The sequence below is a fragment of the Halomonas sp. PA16-9 genome, assembly GCF_009728585.1.
Taxonomy (GTDB): domain Bacteria; phylum Pseudomonadota; class Gammaproteobacteria; order Pseudomonadales; family Halomonadaceae; genus Vreelandella; species Vreelandella titanicae.
Map to the genome: position 1 here is coordinate 1808030 of NZ_CP040451.1, position 24154 is coordinate 1832183.

At 54.0% G+C, this 24154-nt stretch carries 21 protein-coding genes; 10 read left to right on the top strand and 11 right to left on the bottom strand.

Annotated features, from left to right (window positions below; all coding sequences use genetic code 11):
• Positions 1–5 precede the first annotated feature (5 nt).
• The 6 genes from FDY98_RS08290 (at position 6) to FDY98_RS08315 (ending at position 11775) form a co-directional block, all read left to right on the top strand.
• Entirely contained in the window at positions 6–7124 is a 7119-nt protein-coding gene (locus FDY98_RS08290) for a beta strand repeat-containing protein (protein WP_155705777.1), read from the top strand.
• On the top strand, positions 7079–9016 hold the full coding sequence (locus FDY98_RS08295; protein WP_155705778.1) for a hypothetical protein: 1938 nt from the start codon (positions 7079–7081) through the stop codon (positions 9014–9016). Before FDY98_RS08290 ends, FDY98_RS08295 begins: the two co-directional genes overlap by 46 nt.
• A complete protein-coding gene (locus tag FDY98_RS08300) occupies positions 9013–9636 on the top strand; it encodes a putative Ig domain-containing protein (protein WP_155705779.1) in 624 nt (207 codons plus the stop codon). The genes FDY98_RS08295 and FDY98_RS08300 overlap by 4 nt, the downstream gene beginning before the upstream one ends.
• Entirely contained in the window at positions 9620–10267 is a 648-nt protein-coding gene (locus FDY98_RS08305) for a hypothetical protein (protein ID WP_155705780.1), read from the top strand. The genes FDY98_RS08300 and FDY98_RS08305 overlap by 17 nt, the downstream gene beginning before the upstream one ends.
• Positions 10268–10339: 72 nt before the next feature.
• On the top strand, positions 10340–11110 hold the full coding sequence (locus tag FDY98_RS08310) for a SapC family protein (protein ID WP_009287686.1): 771 nt from the start codon (positions 10340–10342) through the stop codon (positions 11108–11110).
• A gap of 272 nt (positions 11111–11382) precedes the next feature.
• Positions 11383–11775 (top strand): CreA family protein, encoded by a 393-nt coding sequence (locus FDY98_RS08315; protein ID WP_340146413.1) that lies wholly within the window; start codon positions 11383–11385, stop codon positions 11773–11775.
• 15 nt (positions 11776–11790) lie between these two features.
• Here the strand turns inward: FDY98_RS08315 and FDY98_RS08320 are convergent, their stop codons facing one another.
• Both FDY98_RS08320 and FDY98_RS08325 read right to left on the bottom strand, forming a co-directional pair.
• Positions 11791–12192, bottom strand: a complete 402-nt coding sequence (locus FDY98_RS08320; RefSeq protein ID WP_340146414.1) for a CAP domain-containing protein — start codon at positions 12190–12192, stop codon at positions 11791–11793.
• 153 nt (positions 12193–12345) lie between these two features.
• Positions 12346–12834, bottom strand: coding sequence for a pyridoxamine 5'-phosphate oxidase family protein (locus tag FDY98_RS08325; protein ID WP_022524074.1), 489 nt, complete (start codon positions 12832–12834; stop codon positions 12346–12348).
• Between the two features lie 237 nt (positions 12835–13071).
• Between FDY98_RS08325 and FDY98_RS08330 the strand changes: the two genes are divergently transcribed.
• Positions 13072–13326, top strand: coding sequence for a putative hemolysin (locus tag FDY98_RS08330; protein ID WP_022524073.1), 255 nt, complete (start codon positions 13072–13074; stop codon positions 13324–13326).
• A 46-nt stretch (positions 13327–13372) separates the two neighbouring features.
• Here FDY98_RS08330 and FDY98_RS08335 read toward each other — a convergent pair whose 3' ends face one another.
• From FDY98_RS08335 to FDY98_RS08370, 8 genes are all read right to left on the bottom strand, one after another.
• Positions 13373–13690 (bottom strand): hypothetical protein, encoded by a 318-nt coding sequence (locus FDY98_RS08335; protein WP_027959000.1) that lies wholly within the window; start codon positions 13688–13690, stop codon positions 13373–13375.
• Positions 13691–13817: 127 nt separating this feature from the next.
• Complete coding sequence (locus FDY98_RS08340) at positions 13818–14099, bottom strand: amphi-Trp domain-containing protein (RefSeq protein ID WP_022524071.1); 282 nt, start codon at positions 14097–14099, stop codon at positions 13818–13820.
• Positions 14096–15430 carry a metallophosphoesterase gene (locus FDY98_RS08345; protein WP_101148376.1) on the bottom strand — a complete coding sequence of 445 codons (1335 nt, stop codon included), beginning with the start codon at positions 15428–15430 and terminating at the stop codon, positions 14096–14098. The genes FDY98_RS08340 and FDY98_RS08345 overlap by 4 nt, the downstream gene beginning before the upstream one ends.
• 27 nt (positions 15431–15457) lie before the next feature.
• Positions 15458–16186 carry a histidine phosphatase family protein gene (locus FDY98_RS08350; protein ID WP_009287688.1) on the bottom strand — a complete coding sequence of 243 codons (729 nt, stop codon included), beginning with the start codon at positions 16184–16186 and terminating at the stop codon, positions 15458–15460.
• Complete coding sequence (locus FDY98_RS08355; RefSeq protein ID WP_196517930.1) at positions 16186–16992, bottom strand: HprK-related kinase B; 807 nt, start codon at positions 16990–16992, stop codon at positions 16186–16188. Before FDY98_RS08355 ends, FDY98_RS08350 begins: the two co-directional genes overlap by 1 nt.
• 11 nt (positions 16993–17003) lie before the next feature.
• Positions 17004–17294, bottom strand: coding sequence for a hypothetical protein (locus FDY98_RS08360; RefSeq protein WP_155705782.1), 291 nt, complete (start codon positions 17292–17294; stop codon positions 17004–17006).
• Positions 17291–18217, bottom strand: a complete 927-nt coding sequence (locus FDY98_RS08365) for a GAK system ATP-grasp enzyme (protein WP_009287690.1) — start codon at positions 18215–18217, stop codon at positions 17291–17293. Before FDY98_RS08365 ends, FDY98_RS08360 begins: the two co-directional genes overlap by 4 nt.
• Entirely contained in the window at positions 18210–19670 is a 1461-nt protein-coding gene (locus FDY98_RS08370) for an aminoglycoside phosphotransferase family protein (RefSeq protein WP_155705783.1), read from the bottom strand. The genes FDY98_RS08365 and FDY98_RS08370 overlap by 8 nt, the downstream gene beginning before the upstream one ends.
• Positions 19671–19928: 258 nt before the next feature.
• On the opposite strand from FDY98_RS08370, the gene FDY98_RS08375 reads away from it, so the two are divergent.
• The 3 genes from FDY98_RS08375 to FDY98_RS08385 all read left to right on the top strand — a co-directional run bounded on the left by FDY98_RS08375 (position 19929) and on the right by FDY98_RS08385 (position 23254).
• Positions 19929–21164 carry a GAK system CofD-like protein gene (locus FDY98_RS08375; RefSeq protein ID WP_231500661.1) on the top strand — a complete coding sequence of 412 codons (1236 nt, stop codon included), beginning with the start codon at positions 19929–19931 and terminating at the stop codon, positions 21162–21164.
• Between the two features lie 34 nt (positions 21165–21198).
• Positions 21199–22188 carry a GlxA family transcriptional regulator gene (locus tag FDY98_RS08380; protein ID WP_051052095.1) on the top strand — a complete coding sequence of 330 codons (990 nt, stop codon included), beginning with the start codon at positions 21199–21201 and terminating at the stop codon, positions 22186–22188.
• A gap of 97 nt (positions 22189–22285) precedes the next feature.
• Complete coding sequence (locus tag FDY98_RS08385; protein ID WP_027959003.1) at positions 22286–23254, top strand: ABC transporter substrate-binding protein; 969 nt, start codon at positions 22286–22288, stop codon at positions 23252–23254.
• 68 nt (positions 23255–23322) lie between these two features.
• On the opposite strand, the gene FDY98_RS08390 is transcribed toward FDY98_RS08385, so the two are convergent.
• Positions 23323–24141, bottom strand: coding sequence for an alpha/beta hydrolase (locus FDY98_RS08390; RefSeq protein ID WP_027959004.1), 819 nt, complete (start codon positions 24139–24141; stop codon positions 23323–23325).
• Between the last annotated feature and the right edge of the window lie 13 nt (positions 24142–24154).

The window sequence follows — 24154 nt, forward strand, 5'->3', positions numbered from 1 at the left end:
ATCCGTTGGCTTCAGCAATTAAGGATGAAGCTCAGGGCGTCAGCGTAGGCTTTATACAAACATCCACCGGTGGCCAGTCGCCTGATACTTTCGACATTTCTTACGACTATCTCCAGGTCTCCTCGACCGAAGAGGCCGAACCTCAGGTACTGGTTGGCATAACAGATGCTGTTCCGATGGTCGAAAACGGCGACGAGGGCACTACCACGCTAAGCTTCGGCCTTACCGCCTCGGAAGGCTTCAGCGGCGAGGTGGCTCTGGATCTCACTATTAATGGTACATCCGAGCCCCGCACGGTGGTCTTCACCGGCGGCATCGGCAGTTTGACGGTTGACGTCGCCAACGATGATCAAGCTAATGGCCCGGAGCAGGTCAGTGTCATCCTAGCCGGGATTGCAGACGAGGCGTTTGCTATCGATCCCGCGGCTGCGACGGCAACGGGCACAGTGACAGAAGATGATGTTGGCCAAACGGTAATCGGTATTACCGACGCCGATTCAATGGTCGAAAACGGCGACGAGGGGACCACCACGCTAAGCTTCGGCCTTACCGCTTCGGAAGGCTTTAGCGGCGAGGTGGCCCTGAGCGTGGATATTGATGGGGTGGTCGAGCCCCGCACGGTGGTCTTCACCGGCGGCGTTGGCAGTTTGACGGTTGACGTCGCCAACGATGATCAAGCCAATGGTCCTGAGCAGATCAGTGTCATCCTGAATGGGATTGCAGACGAGGCGTTTGCTATCGATCCCGCTGCTGCGACGGCAACGGGCACAGTGACAGAGGATGACGAGGTCGCACCAACAACGCCCGTACGCCTCCAGGCCGAGGACTTTACCACGGCAACCAATTACACCGTCGAGAACATCGGCGCAGCGGATGAGGGTCAAGGCATCCGGCTGCTGGGCGGTGAGTCGGGCACGGCCAGCTACGCGCTAGCCGGTGCGGTTGCGGCGGGCACTTACACCGTGATTGTCGGGTATTTTGACGAAAACGACGGCGAAAGTACGGCGCAGTTGAGCATCGGTAATGCCCAGGGTCAGAGCTTTAGCGGCGACTGGATCTTCGATAACGACGCCACCAGTGGCAATGCTGCCCAAGCGTCAAGCTTCCGCACGGTGACTTTCGAAAACGTCACGGTGGGTGACGACGCTACTCTGGACCTGGCAAGCACGGCGGCACCCTTTGAATATGCGCGCATCGACTATATCGAGTTTGTGCCCGCGGGAATTGTCGAGCCACCGGCGCCGACCTTGATCGGTATTTCCGATGCTGATCCGATGGTCGAAAGCGGCGACGAGGGTGCCACCACGCTAAGCTTCGGCCTTACCGCCTCGGAAGGCTTCAGCGGCGAGGTGGCATTGGATCTCACTATTAATGGTACATCCGAGCCCCGCACGGTGGTCTTCACCGGCGGCGTCGGCAGTTTGACGGTTGACGTCGCCAACGATGATCAAGCCAATGGTCCTGAGCAAGTCAGTGTCATCCTAGCCGGGATTGCAGATGAGGCGTTTGCTATTGATCCCGCGGCTGCGACGGCAACGGGCACAGTGACAGAAGATGATGTTGGCCAAACGGTAATCGGTATTACCGACGCCGATTCAATGGTCGAAAACGGCGACGAGGGCTCCACCACGCTAAGCTTCGGCCTTACCGCCTCGGAAGGCTTTAGCGGCGAGGTGGCCCTGAGCGTGGATATTGATGGGGTGGTCGAGCCCCGTACGGTGGTCTTCACCGGCGGCGTCGGCAGTTTGACGGTTGACGTCGCCAACGATGATCAAGCCAATGGTCCGGAGCAGGTCAGTGTCATCCTGAATGGGATTGCAGATGAGGCGTTTGCTATCGATCCCGCTGCTGCGACGGCAACGGGCACAGTGACAGAGGATGACGAGGTCGCGCCAACAACACCCATACGCCTCCAGGCCGAGGACTTTACCGCAGCGACCAATTACACCGTCGAGAACATCGGCGCAGCAGATGAGGGTCAAGGCATCCGGCTGCTGGGCGGTGAGTCGGGCACGGCCAGCTACGCGCTAGCCGGTGCGGTTGCGGCGGGCACTTACACCGTGATTGTCGGGTATTTTGACGAAAACGACGGCGAAAGTACGGCGCAGTTGAGCATCGGTAATGCCCAGGGCCAGAGCTTCAGCGGCGACTGGATCTTTGATAACGACGCCACCAGTGGCAATGCTGCTCAGGCAGCAAGCTTCCGCACGGTGACTTTCGAAAACGTCACGGTGGGTGACGACGCTACTCTGGACCTGGCAAGCACGGCGGCACCCTTTGAATATGCGCGCATCGACTATATCGAGTTTGTGCCCGCGGGAATTGTCGAGCCACCGGCGCCGACCTTGATCGGTATTTCCAATGCTGATCCGATGGTCGAAAACGGCGACGAGGGTGCCACCACGCTAAGCTTCGGTCTTACCGCCTCGGAAGGCTTTAGCGGCGAGGTAGCCTTGAGCGTGGATATTGATGGGGTGGTCGAGCCCCGCACGGTGGTCTTCACCGGCGGCGTCGGCAGTTTGACGGTTGACGTCGCCAACGATGATCAAGCCAATGGCCCGGAGCAGGTCAGTGTCATCCTGAATGGGATTGCAGACGAGGCGTTTGCTATCGATCCCGCGGCTGCAACGGCAACGGGCACAGTGACAGAGGATGACGAGGTCGCGCCAACAACACCCATACGCCTCCAGGCCGAGGACTTTACCGCAGCGACCAATTACACCGTCGAGAACATCGGCGCAGCGGATGAGGGTCAAGGCATCCGGCTGCTGGGCGGTGAGTCGGGCACGGCCAGCTACGCGCTAGCCGGTGCGGTTGCGGCGGGCACTTATACCGTGATTGTCGGGTATTTTGACGAAAACGACGGCGAAAGTACGGCGCAGTTGAGCATCGGTAATGCCCAGGGTCAGAGCTTCAGCGGCGACTGGATATTCGATAACGACGCCACCAGTGGCAATGCTGCTCAGGCAGCAAGCTTCCGCACGGTGACTTTCGAAAACGTCACGGTGGGTGACGACGCTACTCTGGACCTGGCAAGCACGGCGGCACCCTTTGAATATGCGCGCATCGACTATATCGAGTTTGTGCCCGCGGGAATTGTCGAGCCACCGGCGCCGACCTTGATCGGTATTTCCAATGCTGATCCGATGGTCGAAAACGGCGACGAGGGGACCACCACGCTAAGCTTCGGTCTTACCGCCTCGGAAGGCTTTAGCGGCGAGGTGGCTCTGGATCTCACTATTAATGGTACATCCGAGCCCCGCACGGTGGTCTTCACCGGCGGCATCGGCAGTTTGACGGTTGACGTCGCCAACGATGATCAAGCTAATGGCCCGGAGCAGGTCAGTGTCATCCTAGCTGGGATTGCAGATGAGGCGTTTGCTATCGATCCCGCTGCTACGACGGCGACGGGCACAGTGACAGAGGATGATGTTGGCCAAACGGTAATCGGTATTACCGACGCCGACCCAATGGTCGAAAACGGCGACGAGGGCACCACCACGCTAAGCTTCGGCCTTACCGCCTCGGAAGGCTTTAGCGGCGAGGTAGCTCTGAGCGTGGATATTGATGGGGTGGTCGAGTCCCGCACGGTGGTCTTCACTGGCGGCGTCGGCAGTTTGACGGTTGACGTCGCCAATGATGATCAAGCCAATGGCCCTGAGCAAGTCAGTGTCATCCTAGCTGGGATTGCAGATGAGGCGTTTGCTATCGATCCCGCTGCTGCGACGGCGACGGGCACAGTGACAGAGGATGATGTTGGCCAAACGGTAATCGGTATTACCGACGCCGACCCAATGGTCGAAAACGGCGACGAGGGCACCACCACGCTAAGCTTCGGCCTTACCGCCTCGGAAGGCTTTAGCGGCGAGGTAGCTCTGAGCGTGGATATTGATGGGGTGGTCGAGTCCCGCACGGTGGTCTTCACTGGCGGCGTCGGCAGTTTGACGGTTGACGTCGCCAACGATGATCAAGCCAATGGCCCGGAGCAGGTCAGTGTGATCCTGAATGGGATTGCAGATGAGGCGTTTGCTATCGATCCCGCTGCTGCAACGGCAACGGGCACAGTGGCAGAGGATGATGACGTCGCGCCAACAACACCCGTACGCCTCCAGGCCGAGGACTTTACCACGGCAACCAATTACACCGTCGAGAACATCGGCGCAGCGGATGAGGGTCAAGGTATCCGGCTGCAGGGTGGCGAGTCGGGCACGGCCAGCTACGCGCTAGCCGGTGCGGTTGCGGCGGGCACTTACACCGTGATTGTCGGGTATTTTGACGAAAACGACGGCGAAAGTACGGCGCAGTTGAGCATCGGTAATGCCCAGGGTCAGAGCTTTAGCGGCGACTGGATCTTCGATAACGACGCCACCAGTGGCAATGCTGCCCAAGCTTCAAGCTTCCGCACGGTGACTTTCGAAAACGTCACGGTGGGCGACGATGCTACTCTGGCGCTCTCTGCAACTGCGGCTACGCTGGAATACGCACGTATCGACTATATCGAGTTTGTGCCCGCGGGAATTGTCGAGCCACCGGCGCCGACCTTGATCGGCATTTCCGATGCTGATCCGATGGTCGAAAGCGGCGACGAGGGTGCCACCACGCTAAGTTTCGGCCTCACCGCTTCGGAAGGCTTCAGCGGCGAGGTGGCATTGGATCTCACTATTAATGGTACATCCGAGCCCCGCGCGGTGGTCTTCACCGGCGGCGTTGGCAGTTTGACGGTTGACGTCGCCAACGATGATCAAGCCAACGGCCCGGAGCAGGTCAGTGTCATCCTGAATGGGATTGCAGACGAGGCGTTTGCTATCGATCCCGCTGCTGCGACGGCAACGGGCACAGTGACAGAGGATGACGAGGTCGCACCAACAACGCCCGTACGCCTTCAGGCCGAGGACTTTACCACGGCAACCAATTACACCGTCGAGAACATCGGCGCAGCGGATGAGGGTCAAGGTATCCGGCTGCAGGGTGGCGAGTCGGGCACGGCCAGTTACGCGCTAGCCGGTGCGGTTGCGGCGGGCACTTACACCGTGATTGTCGGGTATTTTGACGAAAACGACGGCGAAAGTACGGCGCAGTTGAGCATCGGTAATGCCCAGGGCCAGAGCTTCAGCGGCGACTGGATCTTCGATAACGACGCCACCAGTGGCAATGCTGCCCAAGCGTCAAGCTTCCGCACGGTGACTTTCGAAAATGTCACAGTGGGCGACGATGCTACTCTGGCGCTCTCTGCAACTGCGGCTACGCTGGAATACGCACGTATCGACTATATCGAGTTTGTGCCCGCGGGAATTGTCGAGCCACCGGCGCCGACCTTGATCGGTATTTCCGATGCTGATCCGATGGTCGAAAGCGGCGACGAGGGTGCCACCACGCTAAGCTTCGGCCTTACCGCCTCGGAAGGCTTCAGCGGCGAGGTGGCATTGGATCTCACTATTAATGGTACATCCGAGCCCCGCACGGTGGTCTTCACCGGCGGCGTCGGCAGTTTGACGGTTGACGTCGCCAACGATGATCAAGCCAATGGCCCGGAGCAGGTCAGTGTCATCCTAGCCGGGATTGCAGACGAGGCGTTTGCTATCGATCCCGCGGCTGCGACGGCAATGGGAACGGTGACGGAGGATGATATTACCAGCACCGATCCTGCGACGATCAATCTTGAATTCGATGAAGGTGAGACTCTACAAGGCTTATTTGACGGAGTGACTGAAGGTTCGGGTACTGACACAGAGGAAACCGGTACAGCTGAAATCATTAATGGAAATTTGGTTATTTCGGCCAGTGAGGGTGATGCTGGAGGCAGTAATAACGCCAATGATAATTACTATACTAATGTGTCTGGAGGTGATGGTTTTACTGCTGAGCTTAAATTTGGCAACCCTTTCCCTTCGCTGCCTGCACAGTATTCGCAGCTGGGTCTTAATATAAGCCTCAGCCAGGACGAATATCTGAAGGTAACCTTCGGCAACGTCGGAGGCGGGCAAATTGAATACTCCTATGAGCTAGGAGGTTCACAAAGCAAACAGACCTTCAGCCTGCCGCCAAGCATCAGCTTCGCGCAGATTGCTGATGTTGTTGTGGCTATCGAAGCCAGTGTTGATGGTGGCATGGCAAGTTTCTCGGGCACCATGACCTTCCTTGATGCATCAGGACAAAGTTTGGGAGATACGGCTCTGCCAGCACTGCTCCTACCGGATGGCCCTTTGAATACAGCCATTACTAGTGCGGGAGAAGAGTTCGGTGTTGGCGTAACCCAGACCTCGTTTGGTTCCGGTCCAGTTTTTGTTGCTAATTATGACTACTTGCGTATTCAGCAACAGGGCGAAGAATCCACTGACGATAACGACAAGCCGGTCGCGACGATTGCTATCCTACAGCCAGTCAACACCGACGCGGAACTTACGGTTGTTGTCACTTACGCTGATGCCTCGGGCATCGCTACGGAGACGCTTGATAACAGTGACATCGCACTCATGCTGGATGGGGTTCCAGTTGCTGCCACGATCAGCTTCGATGGCTTCAACGCAACGACGGGCGAAGCAACTTATGCGATCTCGTCTCCAGCTGGAGGTTGGAATGAAAATGGTAGTTATACGGTCTGGGTGGCTCAGGGGGCGGTCTCAGATGCCTCAGAGAATGCCAACCTTGTCGATTCAACGCCATCGACGAGCTTCATGATCGACTTTGATGAGGGCAGCCCGCTTGGCGGTTATGCCCCGGGTGATGACCTGGACGAAGATGGCACTGCCAATCAGGCGGATGAAGATATTGATGGTGATGGTGATGCCAATGTAGATGATGTCTTTGCTTATGACGCCCAAAATGGGCAGCCTTTGGCCGACGGCGAAAGCATACGCCTTAATTTCGAAGTAAACGGCACTCCCTATCAGAACGGTTTCACCGGGTTATGGCCAGTTCTGATGTGGCATTTCAGGACGAAGATACCGGCGCCGGCATCGTTGCCGATAATCAACTCAGGGTCACGACAACGAGTGGTGATACGGGGTCTGCAAATACGCCACAGAATGATTATCACTTGGGCATTATTCGTGATGGAGGCTTCATCCTGGAGTCCGTGGTGGATAACCCCTTTGCTTCGGCTCCCGGTAGTTATTCGCAGCTAGGGCTGGCGGTGAGTGTGAACAGTAATGATTTTGCCAAGCTGGTATTCGGCAGTGTTGGTCAGGACATTGAGTTTTCCTCGCGCGACAACAACGCCGAAACCAAACTTGGGGCTGACTTCCCAGATGGTTATGGCTTTGGTGATTTTGCAAAAGCGAAGCTAGTACTCGATGTCAGTGTCAATAACGTCGGCAATACTATGGCGACGGCGACAGTCACTTTACTGGACGCATCAGGTGAACCTTTACCGGGTAATGCCAGCGTGACCATTAGCGGGTTGGAACTCACCGGAGCCCTTAAGGAGGCGATACTAGACCCTGCAGCTTCGGTCGGCGTAGGGATTACCCACACGCATGGTGCGGCGGAAGCCTTTACCGCTGCCTATGACTACTTCGAGGTAAGTGCCAAGGAAGACACTAGCACTCCTTTGCCGGTGCCGGCGACCGAGATCGAAGAAATTTTTGCTGGTGCTAACCTCGAATTATCGGATAGCTATGATCAAGGTGATGTTGGCTCTGCATTGGTCACTGTGACTCCTGGCGGGAATGACGTACAGAGTTCCAATTACGGCAGTAACTCGTTCCAGGTGCAAAATACCGGAGATAAGAAGATCGCCGCGGTTTTCTTTGATGTGACGACAGCCCTCTATGGCGATAGCGTGTTTGATCCCGATGGCAAAGGTGGGGATGCGACAGCCAAGGAGTGGGCGATCAACAGTGCCGGTAACACCGGGGCAATTCAGCCTGTGGGGTCGTCTGGCTACGAGCATTATTTCCTGCCGGGAATCGATCCTGAGCCTGAGAATTCAGATAATAATGGTGGTTACCGTGGGGCCTTGGTGAAATTTTCGGCCACTGCCAACGGTGGATTTACTAACGGTGAAACAGTTGGTTTCAGTGGTGATATGGATCCTAACTCGATTGCTGGCTTTACCAAATCCAGTGTCGATACGGGATCGATTCCCTTCTGGGATGTGGGGGGGATCTCAGGGGCGGAACTTATCGGCTCCAATGTGTATATCAAGTTTACTGATGGTAGTACTGCCAGCGGACAATTGATGAGCGATGGCAGCCAGGCTGGAGCACAAGTGCTGGTGAGTGAAACGCCACCTAACCTAGTTGCCGAATTGAGTGTCAACGGGCTTTCTGCCGGTAGTCAAGGGACCTACGGTGGTGAAGTACCTTCGGTAATTGTTAGCGGGCCAGCTGGTGAATGGGTGCGAGTCGTCATGACTAAAGGGCACCAGCCAGTAACCAATAATCAGGATGGCATTGCCGATACTGTAAATGCCCGTCTAGCGGATAAGAATTTCCCTGCTAACAATGCTGCAGAGTTCCAGTTTGTAGATGTACAGCTGGGCGCCAGTGGCACAGCCGATGTTTCGCAGGAGTTTACCTATGGGGATTTCCTGAACGACACCTCCAGCTTCGATGGAGATGACACACTTCCGCTTGGTTTTGTTGCATCCGTCATTGATAACCCGAATACCTCTGATGGCTTGGGCTTGGGGCCGGTATCGCAGCCGATCTATCTAATTTCGAATGGTACGCCTGTTGTGGATGGCGATACGACAATCCCGTCGGAAGGTTATTACCTTATGGAGGACAGTCGTCTTAAAGTACAGTTTGAGGATATAAATGGACCTGGTGGAGTAAACCCTCCTGGCAAATGGCAGTTCTTCGATGAGGCAGACGAAAATGGTAACCAGGCGAACTTCCAGGGAGTTGGTTACTATCTCTGGGGCGATGAGGACAGTGAGGCTCTTAATGGGCCGCAGGCAGAACTGACCTATACATTCGTCATTCCTGAGTCGGCAGCAGGGGAGTTTACCTTGCGAGTTCGGGGACACGGGATCCAGGTGGGGCCAGCGATGCCCAGAATGATGTCTGGGTGAAGATAGATGACAATGCTGAAGAGCTTCTCGTTAGTAATGTCAATGCGATAGATAATAGTGGGTTTATAAAGCTGTATGGTAATGCAACAGGCGATTTTGGCTTCGCGAACTTTATCGATAGCACCTCGGATTCGGTACCGAATTTCCCAGCGGAGTTTGTGCTTGACGCCGGTGTTCATACGATTACTTTCGCAGGCCGTTCCGAAGGCTTCCATATTGACTTCTTTGAGCTTTACCAAGGCAATGCGCCAAGTATAAACGCGACGAACTCTACCTTTATACTTAGTGGTGATACCGAGCCTTTCGTTAATAACCCTCTTGAAGATCAGACGATCGAAGCTGAAGATGAGTTTTTCTTCGAGATTCCTGATGATACCTTTCGCGATCTGGATGGCGATATATTGACCTATGAAGCCCTAAACATACCTGATGGAGTCTTCTTCGACGCACAAACGAAGACTTTCTCGGGGAGCCCTAGTGCAGGGGTAGGTAATTACGCGCTGGAAGTTCAGGTAACCGATGAAGATGGTGCTACTGCGACAGCAGGTTTTGACTTGGTGGTGGTGCCAGAGGATCAAACGAGCCAGATACTTACTTGTCGCCATGGTCGAGAGTGCTAATGGCGACATTGAACAGGGCTCATCTCTGTCTAGTCCTGATTTGGAGATAGGCTCATATGTTGTCGGTATTCAATTTACCGTGCCTGATAATATTAATCTTGATGATAGTGAAACTATTGATAGTGCGATTATCAGCTGGGTATCTGATAGGACGCATTCTGCCAACTCGACGATGACTTTCTCCGTAGAGAACTCACTCAACGGAGCGGGCTTCGGCTCAGTCACTAACCGAAATTATCTCTCTGAAGAGGAAGTGTGGCAGTCTACAGGTACATGGCAGGATGGTGAAAATATAACTGTAGGTATTAACTTGGCAAATCAACTTAATTCGCTTATTGCTCAGGAGGGGCTTAACTCAGGAGATCTGATCACGGTCAAAATAGAAGGAACTGGTGGGACTCGCTTTGTCGAGGCGGCTGGAGGAGACCGGACTGCTCCAACGCTTGCTATTACTGTGGCTGATAACGCCAGTGCTAGCCAACTAAGTAATAATGCAACCCTTCTGTTCGAGAGTAACTCTATAAGTGATATGCCGGGAGATGATGAGTTTGGAACTCTCAATCCCTCATCAATGAGCCAAGAAGTTGGCCTAGTTGGTATTAATGATGAGTCAACGGTAGGAAGTTTTTGATAAGTTAGTAGCTTAGTAGCATGAGGGGCTGGTTTCACCAGCCCCTTTTTTTGAAGAACAGTAGGTGCACTCATGCTTGAATGGATCGCCATATCACGTACTCAGCATGTCAATAAACGATTCTGGTCACGTCAAGGCTATTTCTTTTCTGCAGAATATCATTTGGCTCCCATTCTTCTGAAAGAGCTAGCCAGTCTGGTACCCCATTATGTATTGGGCTTTATTTACCAGAATGAGGGTTATCACCCAGTAGCAGTACTGGGATTTAACGAATGCAACTTGTATTTGCATCGCGATGGTCGTTGGCTGTGTGATTACGTGCCCGCGTCGCTGCGAGAGTATCCGTTTACCTTGGCAAAGGCCGAGACGAATAAAAAAGTATTCTGCATAGAACGGCAGCACCTCACTGACGATTTGAACGCCGAGCCACTTTTTGGAGGGAAGGGAAATCTTGCTAATCAAGTCGAACAAACACTGAGTTTTCTCAAACAAAGCGAGTGTAACCGACACTTAACGACTGCTGCCTGCCAAGTATTAAGTGAAGCAGGCCTAATCGAGCCTTGGCCTCTACAGCTGACCTGGGGTGACAAGCAGGCGTCACTGCATATGCAGGGTTTACATTGTATTAATCAGCAAGCTCTGAACCAATTAGGAGAAGGAACGTTAGCTGATTTACATCGCCGTGGTGCCTTGCCGTTAGCCTACGCTCAACTATTCTCAATGAGTCAAGTAATTCAGTTAACAGAACGAGTGAAATTCCATGCGCAAGAGCAGGCTAAACAGTCAAAGCTTGAAAATGATATTGATCTATTTTACGAAGACGGAGATGAGTTTAAATTTTGATTTTATTACGTAGTTGTTGGCTTCATTCTATCGAGCATCGAATTCAGCACCTCGTAACAATAAATAGCACTTAGTTAATGTGTACCTGTAATTTGATAATCGCTGAGCTTTCTCCTGGATTAATGTATCCTCTAGGCTTGATCATCGTTCGACTGACTATTATCAAGGAAGCTCACCATGTTTTTCTCTAAACGCGCTGCCCTCGGGCCACTTATGGTTATGTTGTCACTGCTGCCACCCACGCTATTCGCCAGGATGCTCATATTGGCAGCGTGCGTACCGAGTTCAAGCTGCTTGGTCCGAACAACACCATTGAAGTGGAGCGCTTCGATGACCCGGACGTTCAGGGTATCTCCTGTTATCTCTCCTACTCACAGATTGGTGGGATCTCTGGTGCGGTGGGGCTTGCTGAGGAGGCTAGTGAGGCGAGCGTGGCGTGTCGGCAGACAGGGGAGGTTGTCTTCGATCCTGCTGAAGTAGAGGAGCAAGAGGTGATTTTTAGTCAACGCCGCTCGGCGCTTTTCAAGAATATGCGCGTCGTTCGCATGCATGACGCCGAAACCCAGACCTTTGTGTACCTGACGTATAGCACCAAGCTGGTCGATGGCTCGCCTAAAAACGCGATTACGGCTGTCCACTACGGTGAGCTAGGAGGCGGGCAATAACTGACTCTTGGGCGCTTAGCGCGGGTTGCCTAACGTTTGTGTCCAGTAGGTTGAGTAGCGCGACTCCGAATCCTCGGCTTTTGCCATGCCCATTTCGGTAAAGGCGTCATTCATGATGTTGCGGCAGTGGCCGGGGCTGTCTAGCCAGCCTTCCACTACGGCAGAGACCGAGGTGTAGCCAGCGGCGACATTCTCACCCACGGCTTGCCACACGTAATCCTGGTTACCCACCCGCTGCTCGATACCTGCGCCCTCCGGGTCGGTATGGCTAAAGTAGTCGTTCTCGGCCATGTCCTGGGAGTGGCTTTTGGCCGCTGCTTCCAGCTTGCAGCTCCATGCTAACGATTCTACGGCCTCAAACTGCTGGTCACCGCATTGTCTCGCTTGGCTACGCGCCTCGTTGATTTGAGACAGCATTGCCCGCTGCTGATCGTTGAGTTCGCATTCGCCTTGACTGGGAGCATTATCACTCTGGGACTGATCATTGGCCCATGAGGTGGATGAACCATGAGCAGCATGGTAACGGTCAGGCCGTAAAGCGCCCCGGCAGCGGGGCGCTTGGGAAGGAAGTTACCCACCGAACTTTTCATTCTCGCCAAGGTTCGGCGTGGCGTCCTTTTTGAGGTTGGCTTTGGCAATTTCGTAAAGCTGGAATGTCTTGCTCTCTTTGGCTTTCCAGTGCTCACCCATCTGCACTTTAATCTCTAGCAGGGCGACGTCTGGGTCGTCTTTACCTTCCGGGAACCAGGCGGCGATGAAAGGGTTCCAGTATTTTTCGATCAGTTCACGGTTATCTGTCAGGTTGGCTTTACCCGATAGTGAAACGTAGACGCCATCTTCCTGGTCGGAGAAGCTAAGGCACACATCGTGGTCGCTTTTGGTTTCAAATACTTTTTCGGCACTGCGGCGGGTGAAGAACCACAGGGTGCCGTCATACTCATCTTGCACCAGGTGCATGGGACGGGCGCGCGGGGTGTCATGATCCAACGTCACGAGCATGCCGACTTTGATATCTTTGATCATCTTCCAGATCTTCTGCTTATGTTCCGGGCTGGACATAGCGTCACTCTCCTTATGAATACGATCCTGGCCTTATGAATTAGATACTAAAATAGTCATAGACAATGCTTGTACATCGAAGATGACTAGCTACAGCCTAGCTACCATTTTCCATATCAGCAAACGCTCTATGGAATCATCATATCTCTTGCCTAGTAACATCCTGCTTGATGTGTCCGCGGTTACTCACCAGAATCAAAGTGACGCTGAACTGTATGCTCAGGGAGGGAGGTTCCAATGCTTACAGGATCTATATACCGCTACGGCCCAATGACAGTGCTACTAATGCTCGGCGGCTGTGCCACGGGCGGTGGTGACCCCAATTCTCAAAACCAGATGACCCAATACGCGGCTGAATACTGCAGAAGTGTCGGTGGGGAGAATGAAATTCGCGAAAGCAGCCTAGGCACTGGCCGCTATTGCCGCTTGCCTGATGGCCGGGTTGAAAATGAGTGGAAGTTATACCGTACAGAGCATCTCGATAATGACTAGCTGGCACCTTTGATGCCACCCAGGTCAGCCACTGGGTGCCAAGGGCCTAGCTGTTTTTGGCTGTATGCCTTTTTTTAAAGCCAATCATAAGCGCTAGCAGCCCGCACGCCAGTGCTGGCAGCAGAACATCAAGCACTGAGTCTAACGTCCACCCACGCCAGACGCCCTCAAACATACCGACCGGTAGCGTTTCGCTCCATGCCCAACCTCGTTGGATGCCTAGCCTGTATTCGTGCTGAGCGATCTCGCGGCCAAGCAGTATCGCCACCGGGATAACACCGGCCACGTAAGCAGAAACAAAGGGCAATAGTGAGAGCTGAATGATCAAAGCGATAACGACGTGCTCTAAATGTGTGACGTCCATTTCCACGCTCCCATAGTCTTTCTCCCATAGCTTTCTTTCGTGAGCCTAAAGGGCTCAAGCGCGTACATGGGCATGATACTCCCACATTCATCGTGGGGGGCACAGGGTGTCTGGTGGAGCCTAACTCCTAGCGTTTACCCGCTTTTGTTTTAATTTTGGGAGGAGTGTCGGAAAGCTCTTTCTCTTTAGTGCGCCATTTAATCTTTACTTCCACCTCCTGCTTATCGCCTTCATCACTGGCGCGCAGGGAGACTTGCAGCAACTGCTGGGGGGAAAGTACCAGCTCACCTTCACTTTCCTGGAAGGCTAACTCGCCTTTATTGATCGCATTTGCCAGGGTAATCAGTAACTCTTGGGTTGACTGACGATCCAGCAGCGAATCGTGACTGAATTTCGTTTTTGACTTCATTTAGCGGGCTCCACCAGTTTTCCTTTGCGGCCGGGCTTGAACACTTTTGCCTGAGGGTAATCGCAGCTAAGGCCGATCACCCCACGGTTTTTGTCGATTAACGTTACCCCTACACCGTAGCCATCGAGCCCCTCGTTTTTACGCGAGTGAGCGTCCAGGGTGATATCGGCTTCGATATGGATAAGCCCGTTTTTGAGCGTGACCCGCTGGCCAAAGTGTTGGTTGATATGGCCGTGAACCAGCACCTGAATGCCTGCCCGCCGGGCAATATAGGCGCCGCGAGGCGTAAGGGGGAGATCGGCTTTACGGTATTTGGTTCTAAAGGTATTGGCCAAAGAGCCATAATAAAAACTGAATAGGTTTTGGTGCATTAGGTTTTTTTTGAAAGCCCGATTGACATGTTTTACGCCGTACTTGGCCAGCAGTTCGGCCATATGATCATCGAGGCCGGCATGCAGAAACAGAAAGGAACCGCGCTTTTTAACCAACTGCATGCGGCGGAAAAACCAGCTAAATTCCCCCGATTTGTTAAGAAATAGCGAACGACACTTCATCGCGGCGGCGTAGACTTGGGTGAGCGACAGGCCGTTTTTTGCACAGTGCGCCTCGAAGCTCTGCGCCTTGGTGGTCATCTTGCTGATTTCACGCTCTATACCCTCGGGGGTGAGAAACCCGGCGGCATAGAAGGGGAAGTTTTCGAACCAGTCGTTGCCTGGAAACAGCGCCTGTCGGCACGCCTGCTCGGACGGTAATCCTTTGTCCCACTGGGTATCGGCTAGGTATTGATCGAATACCTCTTTAAACAGCGGTATGACCTTCTTGCCCATGCGCACAAAGAGATGTTGGCTACCGGCGTCAGTGTCGCGTTCCAACGATAGCAGCCCCATCAGCAAGCGGAGATCATGGTTACCGGCCAGCAGAGTGATATCTGCTTTGAGGCGGTATAAATGGGCCAGGCTGCGCAGCATCATCAGATTGCTGGGGCCTTTGTCCAGGCAGTCTCCGCCCACCACGATTTCGGCTTTTTTGCCGAATTTCGTCAGTGCATATTCACATAGGTGGGAGCCTTCGCGTTCGATCACGCCTGCAGCAATTAGCGAGGCTTCAAATGCCTCGGCGTCCGCATGGGGATCTGAGATGAATGCCACTGGCTTTTTGGGCCAGGCGAAGCCTTTTTTTCGCGAGCGCTTAACAAAGGTGCTTAGCGCCTCATCGTGATTGACCGAAGTCGCGTCATCGGGCCAGGGCGCCCACTCTGTCGGAAGGCGCGTCAAGATGGCGTTGTGATACGGTTGTTTGCTTACCTTTGGAATAACATTGCACGCGGTCATAGAAGCCATCTTATTCATCGCTATCGTCTAATCGAGAGGGTCTGCTGGCTGGCGCTGTTTCCAGTTTCCGTACAGTCGGTGCCAGCCTTGGTTATGCCGCTCGAAAACGACCGGATGACCATGAAACATACTTAACCGTTTAATATCGCTGAAGGGTATGACATTTAAATGATAGCTTGCGTGGCGAATGGAGGCGCCGTGGCCCACCACCAGCTGTAGTTGATTTAGGTGATTGAGTTGCTTGAGCTGATTCCGTTGCTTCGTTGTCTCAGGTCGCGGCTGTGGCTCTAAAAGTGCTTGTAAATGAGCAGCGACCCTTGCACCTGCCTCCAACAGCGATTCCGCGCCGTCGAAGGGCAGTCTGAAATCGCTGGCTGATTTCCAGCCCTTAGGTAAGGGCTCAAGGCGAGGGTCGAGGGTGACGATCCGTTCTATTTCCTGAATGCTCAGATTGGCCAGCGCCCCAACGCTGCGTTCACAAAGGGCCGAAAAGCTGCGCGAACGGGGTGGCTCCGCAAACAGCGGCGTTAGCTCTTCGCGGAAGATTTCAGCCGTTTGCCAGGCTCTTAGCAGCGTCGAGCAGTGTATCTCCGCATTGAGCTGATAGCCTGAAGTGGCTAGCCACGCGCCGAACCGACGCGCCTGCTCTCGAACGTCTTCCGCACCCTTTTCCGTGAGCGGGTAGGGCTGCAGGGCGCTGGGTGTATCCGCCAGTTGAGAATATTCACCGTGCCGAATCAGCGCCAGTGCCACCATCAGAGAATGCCTTTGGCTTGGAGTAGCGCAATGGCACGCTCAAAATCGATGGTACCGGTGAGGCGCAGCACTTCAACGCTCGCTAGATGTTCGGCATAGATCTTGGCAGATTGGGCTTGCTCGGTGGGAAAGTGGCCATCCACGTGCTGAAAAAATGGCCCTGGGCTTTTGCGCAAGCCCTCAAGCGCCTCAGGTGTTTGGGTGATATCCACGCTACTCAGGGCTGTCGGGGCGGTAGCGTCTAATGCCCAGTCCAGCAGTATTAGGTGTTTGAGCGTGCCGGAGAGAGCGGTTTTACCCTCGCCATAGGCGTTAGGAATCAACACATCGTACTTCTGCTCAATATCCCATAGCTGGCTTTTGGGCATGTCGGTAAATCGGTCGCGCTCTTCAGTAGGCAGTATGTCGATTAATCGCTCAGAATGGATCAGCGTGCCCGGGTTAACGCGAGGATGTTTGGCGACACCGAGAACGCTTACCCAGCCGTTTTCGGGCTTAAACAGAATCCGGTCATTGGAGAGAAAGCGCGCCGTTGCGGTTTCCAGCGCTTTCAGCATTAGCGTCGATTTACCACCACCGGAGCTGGCGGCAATGGCCGTGACGTTGCCATCGATATCAAAGGCCGAGGCGTGGCCGAGCAGGTAACCATCGCGTTGATGATGATTGAGGAACTGGTTGTTAATAAAGTTGATGACTTGCGATGAGTGCTTGTTTAACTCGCCAATCGCAGCTGGCGCCGTTAACGATTGGAACAGCGCCATCCCCGTGCGTACTTTATGAATCCAGCGCCCTTGAGGAGTATCCACGTAGGCCTCTTTCAGCCCAGAGCGCTGGTTTTGGCCCGTGTTACCGCTGTCCACTCGCGGCCGCTGGTATCCGCTTGCTGATCCAACAGCCATACCGGTAGTTCTGGCTGGTCAAGGGTATGGACTTCTTTCGGGAGCAAACCAGACGCCGTTAAACCAGCATAGTAAACCTCAAGATGGTCAAGAATGGCTGGGTGGTCGGCCAGCACGCGAATTGTTAAACCATTGAACGTCAGCGGTAACGCATAGGTACAGGCGGCCTTAGCCCCGTTGATTTGCTGATTATCAAAAAGGTTGATCATTCACCTGCCTCTGCTGTCTCTGTCTCTGCTGTCTCGGCCTCAAGCTGGCTAAGCACATAATCACACAGCTTCTCAGCAGCATCGATACCACAGCCTTTTTTCGCGCCGCTAAATCCACCGAAGGCCGAGACCTCAAAGACCACGGGCCCTTCATCGGTCAATGCAATGTCTACAGTGGTAAAGCTTAGATCGAAGCATGACTGGGCTTTTAGGCCAAGTTCAATCAGCTCAGGGCTTGCATCAAAGGTTCGATATTTGCCCCCGCTGTGTATCGTTGTATTCCACGATTTGTCATCGCCGACACGGGCATAGGTGCACAGGTACTTGCCGCCTAGAAATACCATGCCTAGATCTTGACCGCCCAGGTTGACGAATTTCTGAAGGTAAAAAAGGCCATGCTTAGCCTTAAATTTATTCAGTATTTGGGTGTTGGCTTTAACACCATCTGCCGCTTTTAACACCACCATGCCGCGGGCTTTGGTTGAGTAGAGCGGTTTTAGGATCAACTTCCCGAACGTTTGGATAGCCTCCAGCGCTGCATCAGTGCTCTCGGTTACTCGGGTCGCGGGCAGCGGGATACCGCCGGATGCCAGGGCGGCGGTGCCCTCAAGACGATTAATCAGGCGCCCCACCTGGCTTGGCGAGCTGAAACAGCGCACCCCGTCCGCTTCAAGGGTTTTGAGCATGCGCAGTCGGTCGTCGGCGGCAGGGGAGTAGGTTTCGCTTATTTTTTTGATGATCACCCCGTCAAGCGTGTTGAGCAAGGTGTCCCGATAACGTAACTCGCCGGTTTCAAGTTCCAGCACTACGTCAGCCATATCGATAACGCAGCGGTAGCCGGTGCGCTGTTCCAAATGATTCGCCAATACTTCGGTTGACCATTTGCCAGGTATCCCAATGACCGCAATTCGCTTATTAATCACTAAAAATATCCTCTAGGGGAAGCCTGTACTTCTCTATTTTCTCAGGGGTTAGAAGTGTTATGGCCTCTAGCAGGTAGCTCGCTCTAAGGGCGAGTCGGTTGGCAAAACGTTTGTCGTAGATAAAGCGCGTAGAGGTGGCAAAGGAGCGCCCCAGCGCGATGGCTAGCCGCGCATCAAAGCTTACATCGTTATTCTCTTTGGCGAACCGGCGCGCAAACTGATAGAGCTGTCTGATCAATCCCATTAGTTCGGCTCTAGGGGCCGCATCCATAATGGGCAGCCGATAAATTGACGCCATCAGAACGGATAAATCCTGAACATAATCAGAATAGGAGGCGCGATGTAGGTCGATAAAGTAGATGCGATTTTTGAGTTCGTCATAGATGAGGTTGTCGACGTTAAAGTCGCCGTGGATCAGCACGGAAAATGGCGCCCTAAGCTGACGCTCTAGGGGCTCTACGCGATCGATCAACTCATCAAAACTGGGGCGGGGCAGTCCGCAAATGGTTTGGTGTGTATGAAACAGTGTCGGGTGCGTGTGACGGGTTTCGGGCATGCGTTTACGCAACTGCTGCATATACTCGGGCTGAGCCGGCTCGTTGGTACGTGATGTCTTCCAGATCTTTCTCAACGTCCGTTGGAGTGTGTGGGCAAGTTGCTTGGCGGATTTCCACTGGTCGTTTAACAGTAGTGACTCAAGCGTTCGACCGGGGAGGTGTTCGATCACCATTGAACCCAGTTCATCCCCCTGCTCGACATGGTGCGAGAGAACCGTTGGAGCCACCTTAGGATAGACCCGTTTCCATTGATCTACCCCGTAAAGTTCTTCAATGACTTTCTGGCTTTCACCCTCTTTGTAGACTGCCATCATCTTGCCAGAGGTGGCGTGCTCGGCTCTCAGTGTGGCAATGGTGCTGCCGCTGCGGGTAAGCGCAAGCCGCTCAACGGTAAAGTCGTCATTCTGGGCGGTCATCGCGTGGGCGGCATTTTTCAGTTGCTTGTAGTTTTGCAAGCGTACGGCAGGGCCGAAGTTGGCGGCGAGTAGGGCGTCGGCAAGCTCCGAAAGCAGATGGATCATACGGTTAAGCTGAAAATCCACCACGGCGCTGTTACGCATGCCTGAAGCGTCCTGCTCAAAAGCAGTGGTTAAGCGGGCGGTTATTTTGGGAATTCGGCGTCCAATTTTCAGGCCTTGGCGAGTGTTTGCATCATCGATATTAATGATCACCAGCTTCAATGATTTACCCACCAATCGAATGAGCTTGGCGTACTCTTTTCGCGATTTATCGGGAAGCTGCTTTAGGGCCTTGATGGCGGTGAATTCAAGGCAGGATTGGCCTAACTGGTCAAGTAGTCGGGCTAAGCGCTCAAGGGATTCGGATTGCTGAAAACCCTGCCCATCGACTTTGCGTCGCTGCACATCCATGGCGACGGCGAGCTCAACTTTCTCCACCAGCGTGTTCCTATAGCCTTTGCGATTGATCAGGCGCCGAGAAACGGATTCACTTGGCTGAGTCACATAAACTTCAACTAACTCGAAGTGATTTTCAACTTCGAATCGTAGAAAATAGAAATGCTCCAAAATCGACGTATTGATACGCTGCCTCACCAAGATAACGTGCGCTTAGGTGGTTACTGCTTCTGAGAGTCAACAGTATAAGTAACAGTGCCATCGTTTACGTTACATGTTTCTTACAGTTCAAAGAGTTGTATGAAAAAAAGACGTTTTATCGGTACCCGAATGTGCCTGCCCCGTGAGATTGGCAAGGGGTTGGATCTGCGTCTGGCCAGATACCGAAAAGCCCCCGAGTTAGGGCCGAAAATACTCTTCTTTAGTGGCGGCACGGCACTAAGACATTTTTCTGAGGTGTTGACGGACTATACCCATAACTCCATTCATCTGGTTACCCCTTTTGATTCAGGAGGCAGCTCGGCAGAGTTACGCCGGGCCTTCGCGATGCCTGCGGTGGGCGACCTAAGGGCACGCCTGCTTGCTCTGGCTGATGATTCTGTCACCGGGCACCCAGAGGTGGCTGCGCTTTTTTCACATCGGCTATCGGCAAGGGAGGGGGAAGACGCGACGGCAAAGACAGCACTTGAGCAAAGTCTGCAGGCCCTTGTCAGTGCTAAGCATCCGCTGCTCAAGGCAATTGCTGAGCCCATGCGGTCGCTGATCCAGAGCTATATCGCCGCATTCTACAAACATATGCCCAAAGATTTTAACCTCGCTGGTGCCAGTGTGGGGAACCTGATCTTGACCGGCGGTTATCTGATTCATGATCGCTCTCTGGATCCGATCGCCTTTCTCTTTGGTCAACTGATCAAGACCCGCGGCACCGTTCGGACAACGACGGATGCCAACCTTCAACTGGAGGTATTGTTAGAGAGCGGTCGAACGATTATTGGCCAACACTGCTTTACCGGCAAAGAGACGGCTCAAATCGATTCGCCTATCAGAGCGATAAAATTATCAGGCGAGGCGGACGATATCGATACCTTGGATGCCTCCAAAGTATGTAAAGAGACCCGTAAGCTCATTGATTCGGCAGAGCTGTTGGTTTTCCCGCCGGGCAGTTTTTATAGCAGTGTCATTGCCAACCTGCTGCCCAAGGGGGTTGATAAGGCATTGGCTAAAAACCCGTCACCCAAAGTGTATGTGCCCAGCCTGGGCACTGATCTTGAAACGCTTGGCATGACGTTGGTGGATCAGGTGCAAGTGCTCAATGAGCATTTGTCTGGCACACTCGAACCCTTATCGTCTAAGCGGTCTTCAATCGATTTTTTACTGTTTGATTCGCAGCTTCTGAGTGTTTCGGCTGATCAGATTGAGACGCTACGCGATGAAATGGGTATTCAAATTATTGATCTAGACCTTGCGCCGGAGAATGCTGATACCCAACGTTACGATGACGTTAAGCTGGCTGAAGCGCTGCTTGGGTTGACCTGACACCGATATACTCTAAATGACCTTGGGCATTGCTATGCGTCTTAGTTACCAGGGCCCGCTGCCTGAAATGGTGGGGTTTTTGCTACTGCCGCAGTATTCGATGATGGCCTTCTTTGCGGCGGTGGAGCCGCTGCGAATTGCCAACCGCATTGCCCATCGACCGCTGTTCGACTGGACGTTGATTAGCGCTGATGGCGGGCCGGTGACGGCGTCGAACGGTATGACCTTGATGGTGGATCACGCAACGGCGGATGTTCACCATTTACCCTCGCTGGCGGTATGCAGCGGTTTTACCCCCGAGGCGCATCTTACCCGGCCGTTAATGGCCTGGCTTCATCAGTTGGATCAAGCAGGCTGCTGTTTGGGTGGCATTGATACCGGAGCGTTTCTGCTCGCCGCCACCGGGTTGTTAAAGCACGAGCGGGTGGCTCTGCACTGGGAGAGTCTGCCCGCGTTTCGTGAGCGCTTTCCGGGTATTGACACTACCGATGAGCTTTACGAGTTGGGCGAGCGGCGCTTCTCCTGTGCGGGTGGGGCAGCGGCGATGGATATGGCGCTGGAAGTGATTGCCCGGCGGCATGGCGCAAAGTTGGCTATTGATGTCTCCGAGCAACTGATCCATGACCGAATTCGCACCCGCAGCGATCAGCAGCGCATGGCGTTGGTGAAGCGCTTAGGCACGCATAACCGGCGTGTTGTGGAGGCGGTTGCGCTGATGGAGCAGAACCTGGAAGAACCGCTCCCCCTTGACGAGATAGCCAGCCAGGTAGAGGTATCGGTGCGCCAGTTGCAGCGTCTGTTTGAGCAGGAGCTAAACGTGACCCCGCGTCAATGGTATTTGCAACTGCGTGTTAAGCGCGCCCGGCGGCTGCTGGCCGAGACTGACTTAGCGGTATTAGAAGTGGGCGTGGCCTGTGGGTTTAGTTCGTCGTCGAGCTTTGCGCGTACGTTTCGTGCGCATTACGGCTACTCGCCTCGGCAGGTGCGTTCTGCCATAGCGGAGAAGGCCTTTAAAGCGCAATGAGTGTCGCTTAATGTCTGATAAGCGTCGCTTAGTGTCTAGTGATAGGAGAGTAGCCGCGCATACTAGCTAAACCCAACTAATAAAGAGGTTTAGCCAAATGTCGGTCACAACTAGCTTCGCCACTACCAGCCCTACCACTACTAAGACGCTGTCGTTGACAGCGGGCTTTTTACTCGCTGCGTTTGCTGCCACACCCGCCATGGCAGAGCTTGATGAACTGCGCTTTGGGGTGCCGCCGTGGCCTGGGGTGACGGTAAAGTCCGAAGTGGCGGCCCAGCTACTTGAGGCCATGGGGTACGAGACCCGGCAGCAAGATTTAGCTGTGAGCGTTATCCTCGAAGGCTTAACGCGGAACGACCTGGAAATTTATCTAGGCGGCTGGTATCCCGTTCAGACTGATATGGTCGAGCCCCTGGTGGCCGACGGTAAAGTCGAAAAAGTGGTTTCCAATATCCGCGGCGCCAATTCCGGGCTAGTGGTTCCCCAGTATGTTTACGATGCAGGCGTCACCACGGTGGCTGAGCTGGCAGAGCATCATGACCGCTTCGATGGTGAAATTCAGGGGATTGAAGCGGGCACCGGTATTAACGACGCGATTCTCAATGCCATCGATAACGACCTTGCGGGGCTGGGCGATTGGCAGCTCCGCGAAAGCTCTACATCGGCCATGCTGGCCCAGGCTGAGCAAAAAATGGCTGATGAAGAGTGGGTGACCTTTGTCGGCTGGGAGCCTCACTGGATGAACGTGAGCTTCGATCTGGCCTATTTAGCCGATAGCGATGACGCGGGCGTGGCTTCTATTGAAAGCACGGTATGGACAATTACCCCTGCCAGCCTGGCGGAAGAAGCGCCTGAGGTTCACCGCTTTCTGTCGCAGTACGTGATCGATATCGAAGATCAAAACGACTGGGTGCATGAGTACAGCTACGAAGAGCGCCCGGCGGATGAAGTGGCTAATGAGTGGATTGGCAACAATCTGGATACCGTTGCCGAGTGGCTGGAGGGTGTTGAAACCCGCGATGGCGAACCCGCCATTGAGCAGGTGCGGGCCCAATTTAGCTCTTAATAGTTAATAGCACGGCTCTTAATCACACGATTCGTAAAGCCTAAGCTGCGATTAACGCCAAACAGCGCCTAATTAAGGCGCTGTTTTAGTTTTTGGCAAAAGTCCTGCCAAGCCGCACTCATATCGGGTAGCAGTGCGTGGGCGTGAAGGGTGGCGTGAACCATGTTCGGGGCGCAGCGATAGCCTACCGAGGCACCTCCCTCGCGCCAATTGGCTATTGCGGCTTCGATGGGGAGTGTCAGTGGATCTCTCTCCACGGTCAGCATTTCAATGCTTGTGGCAGGAGGGTGGCTATCACGCTGAGTAGCAATGATGTCAGGACACTGTTGACGAATGCCGAGTACATCATTCCGTGAAAGTAGCGGCGCATCTTCTCCCAAGCATTCAAGGGAAAGCGCGCCAACGGTTGGGTAGATCAATCCTAGCGGCGGCGCTTCATTGCGCTGATGGGCAAGGTCAATGGCTAATCGCCCGCCCGCGCTGTCACCCACCAGCGCAACAGGATAAATCGCTTCTAACACCGTACGGCAGTCTGCCAACATGGTGGGGTAATCTACCTCTGGTGCCAGCCGATAGTTAACGCTTACCACTTCACGCTCAAGCATCTGGGCCAAGCTGGCGGCGGGGCCATGGTGGCTCTCTGTTGAGCCGATGGTAAAACCGCCGCCATGGATAAACAGCACGCAGCCGGGCGTTTGCTGCTGGGGAGTAAAACGGCGCACGCTAACACCACCCAAAGCGCTATTTTCGATCTGCATCCCGGCTGGGTCGGGCGGGGCGAACGTTTGGCAAAGCTCAACGTAGGTGCGCCGTGCTTGAGGTAATGACAGCTCCTTCATCTTTGCCAGCCCGGCGCTAAAGCGCTGAATAAAGTCGTCCACGTTCATCGCTACTGTAACC

Coding starts and splice junctions, on each gene's coding strand:
- FDY98_RS08305 (WP_155705780.1), top strand. CDS start 9,620: ATGGTCGAGAGTGCTAATGGCGACATTGAACAGGGCTCATCTCTGTCT.
- FDY98_RS08310 (WP_009287686.1), top strand. CDS start 10,340: ATGCTTGAATGGATCGCCATATCACGTACTCAGCATGTCAATAAACGA.
- FDY98_RS08320 (WP_340146414.1), bottom strand. CDS start 12,192: ATGCTGTCTCAAATCAACGAGGCGCGTAGCCAAGCGAGACAATGCGGT.
- FDY98_RS08325 (WP_022524074.1), bottom strand. CDS start 12,834: ATGTCCAGCCCGGAACATAAGCAGAAGATCTGGAAGATGATCAAAGAT.
- FDY98_RS08330 (WP_022524073.1), top strand. CDS start 13,072: ATGCTTACAGGATCTATATACCGCTACGGCCCAATGACAGTGCTACTA.
- FDY98_RS08335 (WP_027959000.1), bottom strand. CDS start 13,690: ATGGACGTCACACATTTAGAGCACGTCGTTATCGCTTTGATCATTCAG.
- FDY98_RS08340 (WP_022524071.1), bottom strand. CDS start 14,099: ATGAAGTCAAAAACGAAATTCAGTCACGATTCGCTGCTGGATCGTCAG.
- FDY98_RS08345 (WP_101148376.1), bottom strand. CDS start 15,430: ATGACCGCGTGCAATGTTATTCCAAAGGTAAGCAAACAACCGTATCAC.
- FDY98_RS08350 (WP_009287688.1), bottom strand. CDS start 16,186: ATGGTGGCACTGGCGCTGATTCGGCACGGTGAATATTCTCAACTGGCG.
- FDY98_RS08360 (WP_155705782.1), bottom strand. CDS start 17,294: ATGATCAACCTTTTTGATAATCAGCAAATCAACGGGGCTAAGGCCGCC.
- FDY98_RS08375 (WP_231500661.1), top strand. CDS start 19,929: ATGAAAAAAAGACGTTTTATCGGTACCCGAATGTGCCTGCCCCGTGAG.
- FDY98_RS08380 (WP_051052095.1), top strand. CDS start 21,199: ATGCGTCTTAGTTACCAGGGCCCGCTGCCTGAAATGGTGGGGTTTTTG.
- FDY98_RS08385 (WP_027959003.1), top strand. CDS start 22,286: ATGTCGGTCACAACTAGCTTCGCCACTACCAGCCCTACCACTACTAAG.
- FDY98_RS08390 (WP_027959004.1), bottom strand. CDS start 24,141: ATGAACGTGGACGACTTTATTCAGCGCTTTAGCGCCGGGCTGGCAAAG.